Origin of the sequence: Devosia sp. XGJD_8, from assembly GCF_046614475.1 — a bacterium.
Classification (GTDB): Bacteria; Pseudomonadota; Alphaproteobacteria; order Rhizobiales; family Devosiaceae; genus Devosia.
Genome location: NZ_JBKJHF010000001.1, coordinates 1352352 through 1370555, shown reverse-complemented (window position 1 = coordinate 1370555; position 18204 = coordinate 1352352). Strand labels below are relative to the sequence as shown.

Genomic DNA, 18204 nt, shown 5'->3' with positions numbered 1-18204 from the left:
GGCAGGCGCTCACCGGCGCTTGGCCGCCAGGGCCGGATGGGTTTCTTCCCCCCAGGCGAACAGCAGCCCGCCCGAGGCGAACATGGCAAGCGCCACGAACCAGAACGCTGCCTCGATCTGGCCGGTAAAATGGGCCGCCAGAGCAAAGCCCAGGGCTCCGATGGCATAGCCCAGGTCGCGCCAGAACCGGTAGATGCCGATCGCCGAGCCACGCCAGGTGGGCGATGCGATATCGGCCACGGCTGCGGAGAGGTTGGGATAGAGCAGCGCCATGCCGAGGCCCGACACGGCCGCTGACAGCGACCACCAGGCCATGCCCTCGCCCAGCATCATCATGGCGACGCCGGCGCCGCAGATCCACATGCCCGAGACATTGGGCCAGCGCCGCCCAACCTTGTCCGACAGCCGGCCGGTCACGAGCTGCGAGCCGCCCCACACCATGCCATACATGCCCACGACCCAGCCGACCTCCGGCAGGGTCAGCCCCCGGTCGAACAGGAAGACCGGGTAGATCACCCAGACCAGCGCATCGACGAATTTTTCCACCAGCCCGGCCTGGGAAATGGCCGCGAGCCGGCGGTCCCTCCAGGTCATCAGTGCGAAGATATCCCAGGTCGAGAGCGCCTTCTCGGCATTGCCATTGGCCAGGTGGTTGCGGCTTTCACTGTGCGCCCAGGGCAGCGTATCGCGCACGAAGAGCGACGACAGGATCAGGCCCGCTGCGATCACCAATATGCCGAAGGTCAGCAGCCCCTCGCGCGGCCCCATCAGCGTTGCCGCATAGCTGGTGATGATGCCGGCAAGCGCCACGCCGATATATCCGGAAAACTCGTTGAGCCCGATGGTCACGCCCCGCTGGGTGGGGCGGGTCAGGTCGAGCTTGGATGTCTGCGTCATCGACCAGCACAGGCCCTGGTTGATCCCCAGCAGCACCGTGGCTGCCACGATCCAGTTCCAGTTCGGCGCGAAGGCGATGAGAAAGGGGATCGGCAGGGCCACGATCCAGCCCAGCACCAGCACCTTCTTGCGCCCGATCCGCTCCGAGAGGCGCCCGGCGACGAAGTTGAGCACGCCCTTGACCACGCCGAAGGCGACCACGAAGGCCGAGAGCAGCACGAAGGAGCCGCGCGCCACGCCGAATTCGCTCTCGGCCAGCGCCGGCACGACCGTGCGGGTCATGCCGATGGCAAAGCCGACCAGCAGGACCTGCACCAGTTGATGGCTGAATTGTCCCCGGTTCTCGGCAATGCCGAACCGGTGCTCGTGTGCCGTCATGTCAGCCGCGACCCGCATCATTCAACAAATTCGTTGAATGTACTAGTTTGAATGCGCACGCGCTGTCAAGCGCCGGCCAGCGTTGCACGGCGGCTTGACTTCCGCCCTGCCCCGGGGACAATGCCGCCATGGGGATTGCGATCTCCCCATGAGGCGCCAGCCAAAGCATCGCGTCCGTACAACACCTATTGCAGGGACGCGCCATGTCTTCGACCACCACGATTTCGGTCGACAAGCTTCATCGCCTTGTCGGCACACCCCGATTGCCCCGCCTGATCGACGTTCGCACTTCAGAGGTTTTTGCAGCCGATCCGCGGCATATTCCCGGTGCCGTGCGCCGGTCGCACGAGGCCGTGGCCGAGTGGATCGGGCCCTTCCGGGGTTCGGCTGCCGTTGTCATCTGCCAGCATGGCCACCAGCTCAGTGAAGGCGTCGCCGCCTGGCTCAGGCATGAAGGCATTGCAGCGGAAGTGCTGGAGGGCGGTTATGCCGGCTGGGTCGCGGCCGGCAGGCCCGTCGTTCCAGAGGCCGCCATACCGCCGCGCGACAGCGACGGACGGACCGTCTGGGTCACGCGCGCCCGGCCCAAGGTGGACCGCATCGCCTGCCCATGGCTGATCCGCCGGTTCGTCGACCCCGATGCGGCATTCCTCTTCGTCACGCCGTCCGAAGTGGCCGCCGTCGCCGAGCGCTTCGGGGGCACGCCCTTCGATATCGACGATGTCTATTGGAGCCATCGCGGCGAGTTGTGCACCTTCGACGTGATGATCGCCGAATTCGGTCTGGCCTCCGACGCCCTGCAGCGGCTGGCCACCATTGTGCGCGGCGCCGATACGTCCCGGCACGACCTGGCGCCGGAGGCGGCGGGACTGCTGGCTGCTTCCCTGGGCCTGTCGCGCATGTATGCGGACGACCTCGAGCAGCTTGAGGCCGGCATGACCCTCTATGATGCGTTTTATCGCTGGGCGCGCGATGCGAGCGAAGAGAGCCACAACTGGCCCTCGGGCAAGGCGAGGAGCTGACCAATGTCTGACGTCTTACCCACCACTGCGCCTCGTGCGGAAGCCTATCAGCCCGGCGTCACCATCCCGTTCTCGGAAGCCGTGAAGGTCTGGGCGCGGGTCGCTGCCCTGAGCTTTGGCGGTCCCGCCGGGCAGATCGCGGTGATGCATCGCATCCTGGTCGAGGAGAAGCGCTGGATAGGCGAGCACCGGTTCCTGCATGCCCTCAACTATTGCATGCTGCTGCCCGGTCCCGAGGCGCAGCAACTGGCGGTCTATCTTGGCTGGCTGCTGCACAAGACCAGGGGCGGCATCGTCGCCGGGCTGCTGTTCATCCTGCCGGGTTTCCTGTCCATCCTAGCGCTCAGTTTTCTCTATGTCGGGCTGGGTCATCTCGACCTGATTGCCGGGCTGTTCTTCGGCCTCAAGGCGGCCGTGCTGGCCATTGTGCTGCAGGCCGTGGTGCGCATCGGCAAGCGGGCCCTCAAGAACCCGGTGATGATTGGCATTGCCGTGGCGGCCTTCCTCGCCATCTTCGCCTTCGACATTCCGTTCCCCCTCATCATCCTGGCCGCCGCGCTGGTCGGCTATGGCGGCGGGCGTGTCGGCTCGCCGCTGTTCCGCGTCGGTGGTGGGCATGGCGCTGCCAAGGGACCGGTCTTTGAGGATGCTCAGTCGCTGCTGGGCGAGACGACCCCTGCCCATGCCCGGCCCAACCTGCGCTGGTCGCTCTGGACGTCAGGTGTGCTGCTGGCGCTGTGGCTGGTTCCGGTGCTGGCGCTGGTCGTCCTGCTCGGACCGGAAAACGTGTTCAGCCAGATCGCCGTCTTCTTCAGCCAGATGGCGGTCGTCACCTTCGGCGGCGCCTATGCCGTGCTGGCCTATGTGGCGCAGGAGGCCGTGCAGAACTATGGCTGGCTGAGGCCCGGGGAAATGCTCGACGGGCTGGGCATGGCCGAAACCACGCCCGGACCATTGATCATGGTGGTGCAGTTTGTCGGCTTCCTTGGTGCCTATCGCGACCCGGGCGCGCTCGACCCCATGGTTGCAGCGGCCCTGGGCGCAGTCCTGACCACCTGGGTCACCTTCGTGCCGTGCTTCCTGTGGATTTTCCTCGGCGCGCCCTTCATCGAGCAGTTGCGGGGCAATGTGGCGCTCACCGGGGCCCTCTCGGCGGTCACCGCCGCCGTGGTCGGTGTCATTGCCAATCTGGCGGTATGGTTCGCGCTGCACACGCTCTTTGCCGAGATCACCATCTGGCAAGGGCCGGGGTTCAGCCTCGACATCCCGGCCTGGTCCTCGCTCAATGTCGCGGCCTTGGTGCTGACCGCCGCGGCCGTCCTAACCGTGTTCCGCTTCAATATCGGCACGATCTGGGTGCTGGCCGGCTGCGCCGCCGCGGGTGTCCTCTGGCTGTCTCTCTGACTGTCAAAGGCCCTGCCCTATTTCGGCAGCACGACTTCCTGATCACCTGTGTGCTGGAAGCGGGACGGGATCACGACACTGGCCCCGCCCCGGCGCGTGTCGCCATCGCCGCAGAAGTCGTGGCGGTCCGCGCGCGACACATAGACTGACAGGCGTCGCAGCGCCTCGTCCACGGCCAGCGACTGTTCGTGCGGCGTCTCCACCAGCAGGCTGTCGAGCGCATAGTCGTAGCTGGCGTGGCGATAGTTCAGCGCCCTTACGAACCAGGCGATGAAGGCGTCGTTCTCGTATTTGCGGGCGGTTAGGTTGTCGCCCATGGCCGGCGGCAGGTCGCGACCCAGGCTGGCATAGGCGATGGCGCGCTGGCGATCGATCTCGATGACCGCGCAGATCGCAGCGAATGTGCCCGGCAGTGTATCTATATCCGCCGCTATATGGCGGCCCACCGTCGCGTAGCGGGTGCGCGAGGACTGGTATTCGGTGCGCTTGAGCCAGGCATAGTAGCGCTCGACCGTGTAGTGCTCGTCCTTGCGCGGCGGGATGATGCGGGTGCGCTGCAGTTCCACCGAGGAGTCGAACACCCAGTCCTTGGCGTGTGCGGCCACGAGGAAGCGCCAGACGCGGTTATGCATCTCCTCTTCCTGGTCGGTCTTGTTGAAATTGGAGACCGGCTCCTTGCGATTGCGCGCAAGAAAGTCGCCGGCGGCCGGCATGGCCACGTCATGGGTAAAGCTGGGCGCAGCGCGGCCGAAATCACCCACCGGCCGGGCGGCCGAACAGGCGGCAAGCAGCGTGGCCAGCACCAGCGCAGAGGCCAGTCGAAACATCCTATCCACGCTTGCGCTTTGGCCGTGTCGGATCGAGCCTTGTCGTTGGCGGCTGCGGCGCCTGGCGTTCATAACGCACCCCGGTAAACATCAGGATCTGGGCGTCGCCGGGCGTTTTCACCCCACGTGTGTCGGCTTTTCGCCGCTGATCGAACTTGACGAGCTTTCCCAAGCTGTCCTCCAGGTTGCTCGTTCCCCCATTCCCAATGGAGACAACGGTTCGCGTTACAAATCAGTCGGCGCGACGCCCCTCGCGCTGCCTGCTCATGACCGCATTAAGAGATCGTCAAGGTTAACAGTCTGCTAACGAATTGGCGGCAAGAGTGACGATGCATCGAATGTGATGCGATTCCGAATGACGGTCCCCGACACATGCTTGGTTTTCAGCCCTACGAGACGTTTCAACTGCTCATCGAGACAGGCGGCGTCGACCGTACGAATACCTTGCTGATCGCGGCCTGTGATGCCTATGCGCGTCGCGGCAAGCCGACGCCTCCCGAAATGGAACAGTTTGAAGCGCTGGCCTCGCGCCTGTTCCCCATTGCCGGCCCGCAGGCCCGCGCCAAGGGCGCAGCCATCCTGGGCCGTGCCGAAATGCTGTCCCCGACGCTCGAGCAGCTGGTCGTCGACAATATCGGCGAGGACCTCATCGGCTTTCTCGCCGGGGCGGCTGATCTGTCCGAGCCCACCATGCTCGACATCATCGCCCGCTATGACGTACCGGCCGCCGCCACCATTGCGGCGCGCGACGATCTCACCAATGTCGTGCTGGCCAAGCTCTTCCAGATGAATTCGCGCAAGGTCTACCGCGCCCTGGCTGCCAATACCGCGATCGTGCCGCGCGGCGCCTATCTCAGTGCCCTCGCCCGCTCCGCCCAGATGGACCATATGGTCGCCGAGTCCCTGGCCCAGCGCAGCGATTTCGACGCGGCCCTCCTGGCGCCCGCCTTCTTCGACCTGTCGGACGACCACCGCGTCAAGGTCATCCAGGCCTTCACCAATCGCGAGACGCCCAAGCTGCCGAGCAGCCGGACCATCGAGCAGCTGACCGTCGCCAATGCGGAGCTGACCAAGGCGCTGATGAAGCTGTTCTCGGAAAACCGCCGCCCGGAAGTCACCCGGCTGCTGTCGCAGATTACCGGGCTCGACGAAGTGCGCTGCGGCCAGATTGCGCATGACGTCACGGGCGCCGCCCTGTTCGTCATCCTGCGTGCCTTTGGCTGCAGTGCCTATGAAGGCCTCAAGGTGCTGATCCACGCCACCAGCCATGATAGCGACCGCTCGCGCGCGCTGGCCGACTTCGCCACGCTGTTCGGCAATGTCACGCCGGAATCCATGGCCTATCTGATGAGCGCCTGGCGCGGCGAGGTGAACCTGCTCGAGCTCAACAAGCCCGAATACAAGCCCTTCACCGAAGCCAGCCGCCGCACGCCCTCGCAGACGCTGGCGCCGGCGCACAATCCGGTGGTCGAGCAGGCTATCGAGGCCCTGGCCCGCATCGGCGCCCGCCGCGCAAGCTAGGCGAGGTCGATCCCCACATCATCGCCGCGCAGGTCGAGGCTGAGCACCCAGAGATCTGGATCGAACTCGATTTCCCGCGCAATGCGTTCGCTGACCTTGGCCGCCTCGACGCGGCTGAAGCGGCGTTGAAACACCAGCCTGGCATCGTCGGGCCGGCCGGCCATGGGGGCTGGGGTAAACAGCGAGCGGGTGCCGTCGAGGTGGTCGACCTCGATGAAGACCTGGCCGGCGATCGGATCGCCGCGGCGCGCGACCACGCACATATTGCCCAGGTCGTTGTGGCGCCGCACGAAGACGCCGCACCAGATATCGCTGCGCAGCGCGCTCACTAGATCTCGGCGCCGGCCTGCCGCAACAGGCCGACCAGGTCGGGTTTCACCTGTCCGGTGACCTTGTAGCTGTGGAAGTTCTCGAATTCGCGGATGGCCTTGGCCGTGGCGTCGCCGGGGTGGCCGTCGATCGAGCCGTGATAGAAGCCCAGGCTGGCGAGTCCCTGCTGGATCTGGCTGACCAGCTGCACATTATTGGCCGGGGCAACCGCCGTGCTGGCCGCCATCATCTGGTCGGGCGTCGGGCCTGCCTGCACTTCGCTGGCGGCACGCGGGGCCGCCATGGGCTCAAGCGAAGCCACCTGGACCGGTGCCGGCATGGGCTGCTGGCGGGTTGGCGCTGCGGCGAGCGGCACGGCGGGGACGGGCCTCGTGGCTGGCGCCGGCGGGGTGTTGCGGCCGCCGTCGACGGCGGCAACGATGGAATCGATGGTGAGGGCCGCGGCATTGCCGATGGTGTCGACCGCTTGGTCGACCGGCGACAGCTCGGCCACGCGACCCACGAGGATGTCGCCCTGCGGCGCGGGACGCGGCGCAACCTGCTGCACGGCAACCGGCTGCGGCGCCGGCTGGACCACGGGAGCCGGCTGCACGGCAGCGGCCTGCTGGGTAGCGGGCACCATGCCGGCTGCATCGGCGCGCAGGATGGCGTCGATCACTTCGCGGCTCATCGCCCCGGTCGGCTCCATGCCGTTGCGCGTCTCGAAGGCGCGAATGGCTGCGGCGGTCATCGGGCCATAGAAACCATCGACCGTGCCGTTGAAGAGACCCAGTTCGGTCAGCTTCTTCTGCACGGCAAAGGCATCGCTATTGCCCACCGGCGCATCCGGCACGGGCGCCGGCACCGTAGCAACGCTGCCGGTGGTTTCGCTCGCCACAGGCGGCAGCACGGCGGTCTGTCGGGTCGGCGCCGGTACGGGCGCTGGCGCGACGGCCGGCTGCGCGACGGGCACGGGCATATCCGTGGCCGGCATGAAGAACGGCGCGGGATGCCGGGCCGTCTGCAGATAGAGGGCATTGCTGGCAGCCATCGCCGTCAGCGTGACCATGGCTAGCAGGCCCGTCGAGGCCAGTGGCGCCCGCATATAGCGCGAGAATGCCCAAAGGCCGGCGCGGCCAAGTGAGGCCGCGGCAGCACTGCCCGCCAGCAAGGGCAGGCGCGAGAAGGTGGTTGCCGTCATTGCGCTTTTCTTTTTTCGTCTTGCCATGAATGAATCGGAGCGGCGGCTGGCTCTCTACGGAAGGGTGTTACGGATGCAGTTTCTTCGCTCTTTATTGCCGGACCGTTTATGGGCAGCAAAACTGTCACGGTTGTCCCCGCTCCAATCTCCGACATGGCCCGCAGCGTGCCCTGGTGCAGGTCGACCAGCCCCTTGACGATGGAGAGACCCAGCCCCGTGCCTTCGTAGCGGCGGGCCAGGCCATCCTGCGCCTGGAAAAACGGTTCGCCAATCCTGCTCAGCGATTCGGGCGCCATGCCGACACCATTGTCGCTCACCGACAGGTTGAGGCTCTGGCCCTGGCGCTTGAGGCTGACTGTAACACGGCCGCCCGGATAGCTGAACTTGATCGCGTTGGAGAGCAGGTTGAGCAGGATCTGCCGGCAGGCGCGCTCGTCGGCAACCAGCATGGGCAGGTGGCCGGCGATATCGGCCACCAGCGTCACATCCTGCGCCTGGGCCATGGCGTCCACCATGCTGAAGCAGGGGGCGATCATGTCTTCGGCGACAAAAGGCTCGGTCTGCAGCTCGAACTTGCCGGCTTCGATCTTGGACATGTCCAGCAGCATGCGCACCACTTCGAGCAGATGCTTGCCGCTCTGGTGAATCAGGCCGGCATATTCGCGATGAGTCGTCGACAGTTCGCCGCCGATATCGCTGGTCATCATTTCGGAAAAGCCGACCACGGCATTGAGCGGCGTGCGCAGTTCATGCCCGATGGTGGCGAGAAAGCGCGACTTGGCCGCGGAGGCATCTTCCGCCGCGCGGCGTGCCTCGGCCATGGCGATTTCATTGTCCTTGCGCCGGGTGATGTCATGGAACAGGGCCACGACTTCATGGCGCTGACCCTCGGTCTCGGGATCGATCACCGGCGACAGGCTGATTTCCACCCAGATGAACCGCGGCAGGTTGGTCATGGCGCGCGGATCGTCCTGGCGCATCCGCACCTCGATCGTGCGCGACTTGCCGCCCTGATTGGCATCGGCAAAGGCGGTCAGGTAGGCCGGGCGATCCAGCACATGCAGGCGTTCGCCCAGCGCCGAGCCCGACAGTTCGTAGCGCTGGCAACCGAACAGCTGTTCGGACGAGCGCGAGGCGAGCAGGATCTGCCCATCGCTGGAAAAGCGGATCACGCCATCCTGGACATGCTCGATCAGGTGCCGATAGGCCGTCATCTGCGCCTTGTCATAGACTTCATAGGCCGCGTTGATGCGGTTGGCGCTGTGCAGGACGATGAAGGCGACAATGGCGAAGCCGACAATGCTGGTGCCTACCAGCGTCGAGGCCGCGACCGGAATGGGCGGCAGCGCGAGCGCGCTGGCGAGGATGGCAAGCCCGAGCACGGCCGCGAGCATGATCCAGCTCTGGCGGCGCAGCTGCTGCTGGCCGAGCAGGGACGCCATGATGGGTGCCATGACCGCTATGGCCAGCCCGGCATCGCCAAGCTGGGCGTCCGCCAGCGTCAGCAGCGCGCCGATGATCAGCAGGGCATAGACCTGGCCGGCGGCGGCCTGCTCGAACAGCTTGCGCTGATGCAGCGCCAGCGTCGTCATGCCGGCTCCAAGCCCCAGCGCCGCGATAGCCAGCGGGAACGGGCTGCCGATGACCAGCAGATAGACGGCGAGCGGCATGCACAGCGCGCTGAGCAGAATCAGGATGCGGGAATTGTTGGCGAGCGTCTTGCGGCGCAGCATTTCGGGCCGGTGGCCACCGCCAGCGATGGCCATCGACATCTCTTTGCTTGCGCCGAAAGAGAACAGGCTACGCATACGCATTACTCACTATCACGACGCCAGCAGTCACGGATGCCCGGGGGCTCCGACAAGCGCGGCCGGGGCCGCACTCCGCCTGAACGGGATCAGGTCTTGTTGCAGCCACCCTGCGACCCAAGAGCTAAAGGCGAGCTTAAATCCGGCCCCGTCCCACCCTGCCGGACGCCCCGGATGGCCCCTTTCTCGGGTTAGCGTAAACAAGGCGTTGCCCTGCCTGCCGGCGATGGGTCGCATTTGCCTAAAATTTTATCGAAATGTCCCAAAGCGGTTTAACAGACCCCGTCTAGTCTGGCTCATGCAGGTCGAACCGGGCCTGCAGCAGTTTTCGGGAATGACAATGTTTGCAGTGGTTCGCTCAGTTTTCTGGCTGACGCTCGCCTATATGGTGATCAAGCCCGGCGTCGATCTTCCCGATGCCGGTGCGCTCTCGGCCCAGGCCATGGCGGCAGGCAGCCGGGTGGTTGCCGAGCAGATCCAGAACATCGAATGCGACAGTTTCCAGTGCGTGGGTGGCAAGGCGATTGCCGCCGCCGCGCTGCAGCCTTCCCCGTCCGCCGGCACACCCATGCATGAGCAGCCGGCGATCAATCTGGCCCCCATACCCCGACCAAGGCCAGACCGGGCGGGATAGCGGGCGCCCTGCCCCGGGCCCCGAACTCGACCCCAGGGTCGCGTCACTTCCCCAAGCGACGCTCCAGCGACCCTGGCCCCTGCCGCAAGCACGCTGCCCCGTGCTTGCGGTTTTTCTTTGCCCTGCCCTGCTCTGGTATTGCCCACGCGGTTTGACTAGATAGTCCCCATGAGCGAGCCCCAAGCCTTCCAGGACATTGCCGAAAACCTCTCCTTCCTCGACGATTGGGAGGATCGGCTCAATTACCTCATCGAACTCGGCCAGGCGCTGCCCGAGATCCCGGAGACCGACAAGACCGCGGAGAACAAGGTCAAGGGCTGCGTGTCCAATGTCTGGCTGGTATCCAGCGCGGATCGCTCCGGCGAGCAGCCGGTCCTGCACTTCACCGGCCAGTCGGATGCCATCATCACCAAGGGTCTGGTGGCGGTGCTCCTCGCGCTTTATTCGGACCGCCCGGCCAGGGAAATCGCCAAAACCGACGCCATCGCCTGGTTCAAGACGATCGGCCTCAGCGAGCATCTGGGTATGCAGCGCTCCAATGGCCTCGTCGCCATGGTCAACCGCATCCGCGCCGAGGGCAAGGCGCTGAGCTGAGCCGTCAGGGCGATTCGTCGGCGATCAGCGGCAGCCTTGTCTCCAGCCAGTTGCGGGTGACGCCATGGCCCGCGCCCTTCGCCTCAGGCGACAGGCCGAACTGTCCGGCGAGCTGATCGAGCCCGATGCGCAGCACGAGCTTGGCGCTGCGTCGCGGCCAGCGCCGTTCCGTCTCGACCAGTTGCAGGCCCTTGCCCAGGCCGCAGACGTCGAACAACACGCCCCAGCAGTCCGATGGCAGGTTGGCCGCCAGGGCGTTCAGTTTCTGGCGCGCGGCGGCCGATGCCTCGGTGGCCGACAGAGCGTCATTGCCCGCCCCGTTGCGGCCGCCGATCCGGGTCGGGTCGTAGGACATGGTCACGCGGGGCATCAGCTGCGCGCGCAGGATCAGCCTCTCGAGGCGCTCCGCCGCGGCCAGGTGATGCGGCGCGAGGAAGGCCGCCTCCCGCTTGCCGCCGCGGCTGGCCAGCCGCGTCAGGGAATCGTCACCCCTTTCAATGGGCATGGCTGTCCTCCGACGGCACGCCGCCCTGCTCCAGCAGGCTTTCGAGGGCGCAGACTTCCTCATCGAAGCGCGGATCGTCGCGCATGTCTTCGATGATGGCGCAGGCATGTGAGACTGTTGTCCTATCCCGTCCGAAGGCCTCGCCGATCTCCGCCAGCGTGCGCCCGAACACGACATGGCACAGATACATGGCCAGTTGCCGCGCCCGCGCTGCCGGCAGGCTGCAGCGCGTATTGTGCATAAGCATGCGTATGGGCACGTTTTTCTGCAAAGCCACCAGGATAATGGCTTCGTCACAACTGCGGTGGATGGCGCCGCGCCAACGAACCGCCCGGTGGGTCGACAGTGGGGAAGGAATAGGGTGCATCGGTCTGCCTCCTCGCGTATCAGGAATTAATTCCTACATACTGAGGCAGGCAAGAGCGAGGGGGATAAGTATGCTGATAAAAATTCAAACGGCCGCCTTGCGAGCGGCCGTTTGAATTTTGGTTATCGCCGGGGTCCCGATCGGGACGCGACGTCTCGTCGTGTGTCAGGCAGCCTTGCGGCCGAGCCCGTTATCCTTGGCCAGCTTCGAGCGGGTGGCCGAATAGCTCGGGGCAACCATCGGGTAGTCGGCAGGCAGGCCCCACTTCTCGCGGTATTCTTCCGGCGAGAGATTGTAGTGCGTGCGCAGGTGGCGCTTCAGCGACTTGAACTTCTTGCCGTCTTCGAGGCAGATGATGTAGTCGGGCGCGACGGACTTGCGGATCGGAACAGCCGGCTTGAGTTCCTCAACCGGAGCCTGGACCTCGTTATTCTGCAAGGCCCGCAAGGCTCCGTGAACTTCGGCGATCAGCTTGGGCAGATCGGTCACGCTCACCGAATTATGGCTCACATAGGCCGAGACAATTTCGGTACTGAGTTCGATCAGATCGCTCTCGTAACCGGTCGCCGAGCCGGTGGTATCATTCATGTTTCAACCTTCCATTTTTATCTGGCAGCGACAGGGGCAGTCACAACCATATGCCTTGTTAGGATTGTTCATTAACCTTCGCAACCCATATGCAGCAATTGAACCTTGCTAGCATGTTTAGTCATGCGGGAGAACTTGGGCTTCTTTTAGACTTTAGTTCGTCGATGAGCATATTTGTGGGAGACTGGTTAGCAGCACGGTAACTTGCTCTTGCCAGCAGGTGAGCGGCCAAGGGTGTCGTTAGCAACAGAAATATGACGCCTATTACTGCCCGCAGGGCCACGGCGGCGTCGAAGCAAACCAATGCCACTGCAAGCAAAATCAGCCCGCCACCCACCGCGCCGGCCTTCGAGGCAGCATGCATGCGCGTATAGAGATCGGGCAGCCGCAGGACGCCGATCGCCGCGACCAGACTGAAGGCCGCCCCCAGTAGCAGGAACACGCAACCAGCATAGATCAGGATATCTGTGATCATCATGATCCGTCCCTTTCTGCGGCGCTGACCCGGGACAGGATGTAGCGCGCCAGTGCCACGGTCGCCAGAAACCCGAGCAGCGCCAGCGCAATGGCAATATCGAGATAGAGCATGAGCCCGGTGCGGATGGCGATGGCCCCGACAAAGCCCATGGCAACCACGGTCAGCAGGTCCAGGGCCAGCACACGGTCCGCCAGCGTGGGTCCGATGACGATGCGGATCGCCGCGATCAGCAAAGCCAGTCCGAGCAGGATCAGCGCGACAAGCGTCGCCAGTGAGAGGGCGTCGGCGGGCGTCATGAATAGATCTCCCGTACCTTGGCTTCAAAACCTCCGGCAATGTCGGCGATCAGCGCCTCGCGCGTGCTCAGCGTCAACACATGGACAAAGAGCACCGAGCGGTCTTCGCTGACATCGATGCTCAGCGTGCCCGGCGTCAGGGTGATGAGGTTGGCCAGCAGGGTGATTTCGGCATCCGATTTCACCGTAAGGGGAAAGGCTATGATGGCCGGCCGCAGGTCTGCCTTCATGCTCGGCGTCAGCACGACGATGGCGACGCGCACCGCGCTGGCCGCCAGTTCATAGAGGAAGAGCAGGATCAGCGACGCGATCTGGCCGATCTTGCGCAGGATGCGCGGCGGGGCAAAGGCGCTGCGCAGCAGCAGCACGGCGACACCGCCGATGGCTGCACCCAGCAACAGGTTCAGCCCGGTGAAGGTGCCGGTGATGGCGCCCCAGACGATTGCCAGGACAATGACGATTGAAGCCGGGTTCATGGCGCAGCTCCCGCAAGCCCGACCGCATCCACGTAGCGGGCCGGATCCATCATGTCGGGAATGCCCGCATTGAGCCCTTCAAACAGGCCATTCGGCCAGAGCCCCGCCGCGAGGACCATGCTCACCAGCACGGCGGTCGCGCCGAGGCGCTGCCAGGTCTGCGGCAACAGGGGTGCCGCATTCCCGTCTGCAGGCGCGGAGCGCCAGAAGACATGGCCCCACAGGCGCGAGCCGGCAATGAGCGTCAGCACGGCGTTGACCAGCAATGCGACCACGATCAGGCCGCCGCTCCATCCGCCCTCGCCGATACCGGCCTGCAGCAGCAGGAGCTTGGGCCAGAAGCCCAGGAACGGCGGCACGCCGGCCGTAGCGAGGATAAGCACGAGGAAGAGGATCGAGAGCGGTGCGCTGGCGGCATAGAGTCCGCCCATCCGCCTGGTATCAGTCTCGCCCGTGCCCCGCTCGATCAGGCCAGCCACCAGGTAGAGCGCCGTCATGGTCAGGATGGCGTGGAAGACATAGAGCCCTGCCCCGCCGATCCCTTCCTGCGACGGCACGGCTATGCCGGCCAGGATGGCGCCGACGCCGCCGATGACCAGAAAGCCGATGGCGCGGCGCAGGTTGGTTTCGGCAATGGCGCCGAGCGGCGCAATCAGCAGCGTGCCGACGGCGATGGCAACCAGCAGCGGCTCAAGCAGGTCGCGGCTGGCGGGCAGCACCACCACCAGCGACCGCAGCAGGGCATAGGCGCCGACTTTGGTCAGCAGCCCCGCGAACAGGGCTGAAACCGCGGCCGGCGGAGTGTGGTAGGAGGCCGGCAGCCAGGCGTTGACCGGAAAGGCAGCAGCTTTCATGGAGAAAGCCAGCAGCAGGAGTGCAGCAACACCGGCCATTGCTGCCGGATTTGCTGCCGGCGCGACGCGCATGACGTCCGCCATATTGAGCGTGCCGAGCAGGCCATAAAGCAGCCCAAGCGCCAGCAGGAACAGCGTCGTGGCGAGGAAGTTCAGGAAGCCGTATTTGACCGCACCGTCAAGCTGGATGGGCTTTCCACCCAATACCATCAGCCCGAACGACGCGATCAGCATCACCTCGAACCAGACATAGAGATTGAACAGGTCGCCGGTCAAAAACGAGCCGGTAACGCCTGCCAGCAACAGCAGCACCATGGCATGAAAGCCATCCCGCTCATCCCTGCCGCTCTCACCCTCGGCATAGATCAGCACCACCAGGGTCACGACGGCCGCCGCCAGCGCAAAGGCGGCGCTGAACAGGTCGGCGGCCAGGCTGATGCCGAAAGGCGGCAGCCATTTGCCCATGGTCATGCTGACCGGTCCGGATTCCAGCACGCGCAGCAGCAGGGCGATGTCACAGGCGATGACCGCACAGATCACCAGGGCGGCGAGCATGAAGGACAGGCTGCCGGCCTTGCGCAGCATCAGCGCCATGGCCGCACCCATCAGCGACAGCACCACGGGCAACACGATGACCCAGTCGGCCGCCGCAGTTATTGTCTCGATCATCGCGGGAGGAAGCACCAGCTCATCCATGTCAGTAGCTCAATGGCGGGTTGGGCTCGTCTACCGGCTCGGCGACGCGCATTGTGTCGGTGTCGTCGGCATCCAGGCTCTGATAGGCGCGGAAGGCCAGCACCAGCAGGAAGCTGAACATGGCAAAGCCGATGACGATAGCTGTCAGGATAAGGGCCTGCGGCAGCGGATTGGCGATGACGCCTTCGGGCTGGTCGAGGCCGGACGGGATGATCGGCGCGACTTCGCGCGTCAGCCGCCCTGCCGTGAAGATCAAGAGGTTCACGCCATTGCCGAAAATCGTCATGCCCAGCAGCATGCGGATCACCGAGCGGGACAGCAGCAGATAGACGCCGAGGGCGATGAAACAGCCGATGAGAGCGGCGAGAACATAATCCATCAGGACCGCTCCCCCCCATCGCCTTCGAGCCCCAGCGCAATCGCCGCAATGGTGCCGAACACCACGAGGAACACCCCGATATCGAAGACCATCGGGGTGGAGAGCGGCACAGTGGTGTCGCCCAAGTTGAGATAGAGCCAGATGCTGGTCATGAAGGGCGAGCCGGTGAACAGCGACAGCAGGCCGGAAAAGGCGGCCATGAAAACGCCGAAACCGGCAATGTTCATCGGGTCGATATGCAGCGCCCGGCGCGCCGCGGCGGGACCGATCGCGGTTCCCAGAATGGCGATCGCCGAGGCGGCGATGAGGCCACCGATAAAGCCACCGCCGGGCTCGTTGTGGCCGCGCAGACAGACATAGACCGAGAAGACCAGCATGATGGCCACGATCAGCGGCGCGATGGTGCGGAAGATGATGGTGTTCATGACGTGGCCTTCTTCCGGCGCCGCAGCAGGGCCATGATGGCCATGCCGGCCCCCATCACCACGGCAATCTCACCCAGCGTATCGAAGCCGCGATAGTCCACCAGGATCACATTGACGATGTTGGCGCCGTGGGCAATCGGCACGCTGGTGGCGGTGAAGAGATCGGAGAGGCGCTTGTCGAGCGTTCCGGTCAGTACCACCATCAGCAGCAGGCTGACGCCAACGCCGCACACCAAAGCCAGCGTGCCATCGCGTGCCAGGTCCTCCAGCGGGCGGTGGTCGCGCTCGTCGAGGCGCAGGCGCGTCATGACCAGCGCCAGGATCACCACCGAGAGGATTTCAACCATGAACTGGGTGAAGGCCAGGTCCGGCGCGCCGAACAGCAGGAAGATCAACGCCACGGCCGTGCCCTGGATGCCCAGCGCCATGATGGCGACGAGCCGGTTGGGCGCCAGCAGCACCGAGCCCAGCCCGACCAGCGCCAAGAGAACGACGCCCCACTCATAGATCCGCAGGTCCGGCCAGCTTAACACATCCGACCAGTTGCCCAGTTCGGCGGTCGGCAGCAGCACATCATAGCCACCCAGCAGCAGCATCGGCAGGGTCAGCGCCAGCGCCAGGGCTCCGAAGACGGTGACCAGATAGATCTCCAGCCGCCCGTGATGCAGCAGCCGCGTTACCCCGGCCGAGAAGCGGATCAGCCCGAACATCACCACGTCGAAGAGATTGTCGGCGGTCCAGCCGAGCGCGGCCTCGGCGCGCCGCAACAGGGTGCGCAGCGTCGCGGCCTGGCGATAGACCAGAAGGCCGAGGCCCCAGGTCGCAATGGACAGCCACAGCAGCGGGCTGGCGGGATTGATGGCCAGCGTCAGATGGCTCGTCACCGGATGATCCAGAATTGCGGAGGCGGCGGGCACCAGCAGGTACTTGCCCAGATCCTCGGTCAGCACCGAAAAGACGATGCTGCAGACGCCCAGCAGGATGGGGCCGGCCAGCATGGCCAGCGGCGCCTCATGCGGCGATTTGGGCGTCGGCAGCACAGGGCCGAGAAACGGCTTGACCATGACCAGCATGGCGACACCGGCCAGCATGGCATTGCCCGCGACCAGCACCACCAGCACCACGATATCGGACCAGGTCCAGGCCAGCAGGCCCAGATACATTTCTTCCTTGGCGAAATAGCCCAGTGTCAGCGGCAGGCCGATCATGGCCAGGCTCGCCAGGGCCGCGCCGATAAAGGTCACTGGCATCTTGTCGGCCAGCCCGCCGAGCACGGTGATGTCCCGCGTGCCGGCCTCGTGGTCGATGGCGCCCACCACCATGAAGAGCCCGGCCTTGTAGAGCGCGTGGGCGACGAAGTAGAGCGCCATGGCGGCGATGGCAGCCTCGGTGCCGAGGCCGATCAGCAGCACGGACAGGCCTAGCGAGGCAATGGTGGTCTGCGCCAGCATCTGCTTGAGGTCGGTCTGGCGCAGGGCGCCCAGCGCGCCCCAGAGCAATGTGGCGCCGCCGAAGCAGACCAGGATAAGCGTCCAGGCCTCGGTGCCGCCCAGCCAGGGCGTGGTCCGCGCCAGAAGGTAAACGCCGCCCTGCACCATGGTGGCGGAATGCAGGAAAGCCGAGACCGGGGTCGGCGCCTCCATGGCATTGGGCAGCCAGAAGTGGAACGGCACCTGGGCCGATTTGGTGAAGGCGGCGCAGAGGAAGGCAAACAGCACGAGGCCATAAAGGCCGCTGCCGCGCACTTCGTCGCCCAGCGCGCTGAGCTCCCACGTACCGGTGAGGTGGTGCACCAGTAGGGCTCCGACCAAAAGGCCCATGCCGCCGATATTGGTGATCACCAGCGCCTGGATGGCGCCCCGGCGCGAGGCCTGCCGCGTATGGTCAAAGCCGATCAGCAGGAAGGACGTGACCGAGGTCAGCTCCCAGAACATGAACAGCGCCAGCATGTTGTCGGCCAGCACCAGCCCCAGCATGGCGCCCATGAAGGCCAGCAGGAAGCCGAGGAACCGCCCAAGATGGGGATGACCTTTGAGATAGGCCCCCGAATAGAGCACGATCAGCGCACCGATGCCGGAAATGGTCAGCGCGAAAGTGAGGCTGAGCCCGTCGACAAAGAAGGACAGGTTGAGGTCATAGGCCGGCACCCAGCCGATGCTGGCCGAGACGGCGCCATTGGCGATCACGGGCTCGACCAGGGTCAGCAGAAAGGCGAAGATGGCCAGCGGAACCGCAGCAAGAACCCAGCCGGCAAAAGGCTTGGTCAGTCGCTGGGCCAGCGGCGCCAGCAGAGCCGCAACAAATGGCGCGATCGCCACCAGCGCTATGCTTGCATCCATACCCAACCCCAAACGCCAATACTCCCTGCACCGATTCTTGTCGTCGACTTGCGGCAAGACCTTAACGATTGATCCCCCCGGGACAAGCCAAAACGGGGTGGTGCGCGGGTTTGTCCCGCATTCGTGCACGGGGCCGGGAGCCCGCATGCATTCGGCCCTTCCTTTGCCGCAAGGCGCGCCCTATGTGAGTAAGCCCACCCTGTCCG

At 65.1% G+C, this 18204-nt stretch carries 21 protein-coding genes; 5 read left to right on the top strand and 16 right to left on the bottom strand.

Translation table 11 applies throughout. The annotated features are described in order from the left end of the window. Positions 1–9 precede the first annotated feature (9 nt). A complete protein-coding gene (locus ACLI1C_RS06435; protein WP_411396045.1) occupies positions 10–1296 on the bottom strand; it encodes an MFS transporter in 1287 nt (428 codons plus the stop codon). 182 nt (positions 1297–1478) lie between these two features. Here ACLI1C_RS06435 and ACLI1C_RS06430 point away from each other — a divergent pair, with 182 nt between their 5' ends. Beyond that, complete coding sequence (locus ACLI1C_RS06430; RefSeq protein ID WP_411396044.1) at positions 1479–2297, top strand: chromate resistance protein ChrB domain-containing protein; 819 nt, start codon at positions 1479–1481, stop codon at positions 2295–2297. Between the two features lie 3 nt (positions 2298–2300). Next, the gene (gene chrA, locus ACLI1C_RS06425; RefSeq protein ID WP_411396043.1) at positions 2301–3701 is read left to right on the top strand and encodes a chromate efflux transporter; all 1401 of its coding nucleotides are present in this window, start codon (positions 2301–2303) and stop codon (positions 3699–3701) included. A gap of 17 nt (positions 3702–3718) precedes the next feature. On the opposite strand, the gene ACLI1C_RS06420 is transcribed toward chrA, so the two are convergent. Both ACLI1C_RS06420 and ACLI1C_RS06415 read right to left on the bottom strand, forming a co-directional pair. Then, complete coding sequence (locus ACLI1C_RS06420) at positions 3719–4528, bottom strand: hypothetical protein (protein ID WP_411396042.1); 810 nt, start codon at positions 4526–4528, stop codon at positions 3719–3721. 1 nt (position 4529) lies between these two features. Next, positions 4530–4700 carry a hypothetical protein gene (locus tag ACLI1C_RS06415; RefSeq protein WP_411396040.1) on the bottom strand — a complete coding sequence of 57 codons (171 nt, stop codon included), beginning with the start codon at positions 4698–4700 and terminating at the stop codon, positions 4530–4532. Positions 4701–4900: 200 nt separating this feature from the next. Here ACLI1C_RS06415 and ACLI1C_RS06410 point away from each other — a divergent pair, with 200 nt between their 5' ends. Beyond that, positions 4901–6049, top strand: a complete 1149-nt coding sequence (locus ACLI1C_RS06410; RefSeq protein ID WP_411396039.1) for a DUF2336 domain-containing protein — start codon at positions 4901–4903, stop codon at positions 6047–6049. Here the strand turns inward: ACLI1C_RS06410 and ACLI1C_RS06405 are convergent. From ACLI1C_RS06405 to ACLI1C_RS06395, 3 genes are read right to left on the bottom strand one after another with little or no spacing between them, the layout of a single operon-like run. Then, a complete protein-coding gene (locus ACLI1C_RS06405; protein WP_411396038.1) occupies positions 6046–6378 on the bottom strand; it encodes a DUF1491 family protein in 333 nt (110 codons plus the stop codon). The genes ACLI1C_RS06410 and ACLI1C_RS06405 overlap by 4 nt on opposite strands. After that, positions 6378–7559, bottom strand: coding sequence for a peptidoglycan-binding protein (locus ACLI1C_RS06400; RefSeq protein WP_411396037.1), 1182 nt, complete (start codon positions 7557–7559; stop codon positions 6378–6380). The genes ACLI1C_RS06405 and ACLI1C_RS06400 overlap by 1 nt, the downstream gene beginning before the upstream one ends. Further along, entirely contained in the window at positions 7556–9325 is a 1770-nt protein-coding gene (locus ACLI1C_RS06395; protein WP_411396035.1) for a PAS domain-containing sensor histidine kinase, read from the bottom strand. Before ACLI1C_RS06395 ends, ACLI1C_RS06400 begins: the two co-directional genes overlap by 4 nt. A 382-nt stretch (positions 9326–9707) precedes the next feature. Here ACLI1C_RS06395 and ACLI1C_RS06390 point away from each other — a divergent pair, with 382 nt between their 5' ends. Further along, positions 9708–10001: a hypothetical protein gene (locus tag ACLI1C_RS06390; RefSeq protein ID WP_411396033.1), complete on the top strand. Its 294-nt coding sequence runs from the start codon at positions 9708–9710 to the stop codon at positions 9999–10001. 168 nt (positions 10002–10169) lie between these two features. Beyond that, the gene (locus ACLI1C_RS06385; protein ID WP_411396032.1) at positions 10170–10595 is read left to right on the top strand and encodes a SufE family protein; all 426 of its coding nucleotides are present in this window, start codon (positions 10170–10172) and stop codon (positions 10593–10595) included. A 4-nt stretch (positions 10596–10599) separates the two neighbouring features. On the opposite strand, the gene ACLI1C_RS06380 is transcribed toward ACLI1C_RS06385, so the two are convergent. The 10 genes from ACLI1C_RS06380 to mbhE form a co-directional block, all read right to left on the bottom strand. Continuing rightward, positions 10600–11100, bottom strand: coding sequence for a DUF6456 domain-containing protein (locus ACLI1C_RS06380; RefSeq protein ID WP_411396031.1), 501 nt, complete (start codon positions 11098–11100; stop codon positions 10600–10602). After that, entirely contained in the window at positions 11090–11467 is a 378-nt protein-coding gene (locus tag ACLI1C_RS06375) for a helix-turn-helix domain-containing protein (RefSeq protein ID WP_411396030.1), read from the bottom strand. The genes ACLI1C_RS06380 and ACLI1C_RS06375 overlap by 11 nt, the downstream gene beginning before the upstream one ends. Before the next feature lie 165 nt (positions 11468–11632). After that, on the bottom strand, positions 11633–12055 hold the full coding sequence (locus tag ACLI1C_RS06370; protein WP_411396029.1) for a MucR family transcriptional regulator: 423 nt from the start codon (positions 12053–12055) through the stop codon (positions 11633–11635). A gap of 121 nt (positions 12056–12176) precedes the next feature. Continuing rightward, entirely contained in the window at positions 12177–12530 is a 354-nt protein-coding gene (mnhG, locus tag ACLI1C_RS06365; RefSeq protein WP_411398242.1) for a monovalent cation/H(+) antiporter subunit G, read from the bottom strand. After that, positions 12530–12829: a cation:proton antiporter gene (locus ACLI1C_RS06360; RefSeq protein ID WP_411396028.1), complete on the bottom strand. Its 300-nt coding sequence runs from the start codon at positions 12827–12829 to the stop codon at positions 12530–12532. The genes mnhG and ACLI1C_RS06360 overlap by 1 nt, the downstream gene beginning before the upstream one ends. Beyond that, positions 12826–13305, bottom strand: a complete 480-nt coding sequence (locus ACLI1C_RS06355) for a Na+/H+ antiporter subunit E (RefSeq protein WP_411396027.1) — start codon at positions 13303–13305, stop codon at positions 12826–12828. Before ACLI1C_RS06355 ends, ACLI1C_RS06360 begins: the two co-directional genes overlap by 4 nt. Beyond that, positions 13302–14855, bottom strand: coding sequence for a proton-conducting transporter membrane subunit (locus ACLI1C_RS06350; RefSeq protein ID WP_411396026.1), 1554 nt, complete (start codon positions 14853–14855; stop codon positions 13302–13304). Before ACLI1C_RS06350 ends, ACLI1C_RS06355 begins: the two co-directional genes overlap by 4 nt. Before the next feature lies 1 nt (position 14856). After that, complete coding sequence (locus ACLI1C_RS06345) at positions 14857–15234, bottom strand: Na+/H+ antiporter subunit C (protein ID WP_411396024.1); 378 nt, start codon at positions 15232–15234, stop codon at positions 14857–14859. Continuing rightward, a complete protein-coding gene (locus tag ACLI1C_RS06340; protein ID WP_411396023.1) occupies positions 15234–15659 on the bottom strand; it encodes an MnhB domain-containing protein in 426 nt (141 codons plus the stop codon). Before ACLI1C_RS06340 ends, ACLI1C_RS06345 begins: the two co-directional genes overlap by 1 nt. Next, the gene (gene mbhE / locus ACLI1C_RS06335; RefSeq protein WP_411396022.1) at positions 15656–17998 is read right to left on the bottom strand and encodes a hydrogen gas-evolving membrane-bound hydrogenase subunit E; all 2343 of its coding nucleotides are present in this window, start codon (positions 17996–17998) and stop codon (positions 15656–15658) included. Before mbhE ends, ACLI1C_RS06340 begins: the two co-directional genes overlap by 4 nt. Positions 17999–18204 lie beyond the last annotated feature (206 nt).

Bases quoted from the DNA above. Each gene is read 5' to 3' on its own strand.
- ACLI1C_RS06370 (WP_411396029.1), bottom strand. From the start codon at position 12,055: ATGAATGATACCACCGGCTCGGCGACCGGTTACGAGAGCGATCTGATC.
- chrA (WP_411396043.1), top strand. From the start codon at position 2,301: ATGTCTGACGTCTTACCCACCACTGCGCCTCGTGCGGAAGCCTATCAG.
- ACLI1C_RS06375 (WP_411396030.1), bottom strand. From the start codon at position 11,467: ATGCACCCTATTCCTTCCCCACTGTCGACCCACCGGGCGGTTCGTTGG.
- ACLI1C_RS06435 (WP_411396045.1), bottom strand. From the start codon at position 1,296: ATGATGCGGGTCGCGGCTGACATGACGGCACACGAGCACCGGTTCGGC.
- ACLI1C_RS06340 (WP_411396023.1), bottom strand. From the start codon at position 15,659: ATGAACACCATCATCTTCCGCACCATCGCGCCGCTGATCGTGGCCATC.
- mbhE (WP_411396022.1), bottom strand. From the start codon at position 17,998: ATGGATGCAAGCATAGCGCTGGTGGCGATCGCGCCATTTGTTGCGGCT.
- mnhG (WP_411398242.1), bottom strand. From the start codon at position 12,530: ATGATCACAGATATCCTGATCTATGCTGGTTGCGTGTTCCTGCTACTG.
- ACLI1C_RS06380 (WP_411396031.1), bottom strand. From the start codon at position 11,100: ATGCCCATTGAAAGGGGTGACGATTCCCTGACGCGGCTGGCCAGCCGC.
- ACLI1C_RS06345 (WP_411396024.1), bottom strand. From the start codon at position 15,234: ATGGATTATGTTCTCGCCGCTCTCATCGGCTGTTTCATCGCCCTCGGC.
- ACLI1C_RS06430 (WP_411396044.1), top strand. From the start codon at position 1,479: ATGTCTTCGACCACCACGATTTCGGTCGACAAGCTTCATCGCCTTGTC.
- ACLI1C_RS06385 (WP_411396032.1), top strand. From the start codon at position 10,170: ATGAGCGAGCCCCAAGCCTTCCAGGACATTGCCGAAAACCTCTCCTTC.
- ACLI1C_RS06400 (WP_411396037.1), bottom strand. From the start codon at position 7,559: ATGACGGCAACCACCTTCTCGCGCCTGCCCTTGCTGGCGGGCAGTGCT.
- ACLI1C_RS06355 (WP_411396027.1), bottom strand. From the start codon at position 13,305: ATGAACCCGGCTTCAATCGTCATTGTCCTGGCAATCGTCTGGGGCGCC.
- ACLI1C_RS06390 (WP_411396033.1), top strand. From the start codon at position 9,708: ATGTTTGCAGTGGTTCGCTCAGTTTTCTGGCTGACGCTCGCCTATATG.
- ACLI1C_RS06410 (WP_411396039.1), top strand. From the start codon at position 4,901: ATGCTTGGTTTTCAGCCCTACGAGACGTTTCAACTGCTCATCGAGACA.
- ACLI1C_RS06360 (WP_411396028.1), bottom strand. From the start codon at position 12,829: ATGACGCCCGCCGACGCCCTCTCACTGGCGACGCTTGTCGCGCTGATC.
- ACLI1C_RS06350 (WP_411396026.1), bottom strand. From the start codon at position 14,855: ATGGATGAGCTGGTGCTTCCTCCCGCGATGATCGAGACAATAACTGCG.
- ACLI1C_RS06420 (WP_411396042.1), bottom strand. From the start codon at position 4,528: ATGTTTCGACTGGCCTCTGCGCTGGTGCTGGCCACGCTGCTTGCCGCC.
- ACLI1C_RS06395 (WP_411396035.1), bottom strand. From the start codon at position 9,325: ATGGCCATCGCTGGCGGTGGCCACCGGCCCGAAATGCTGCGCCGCAAG.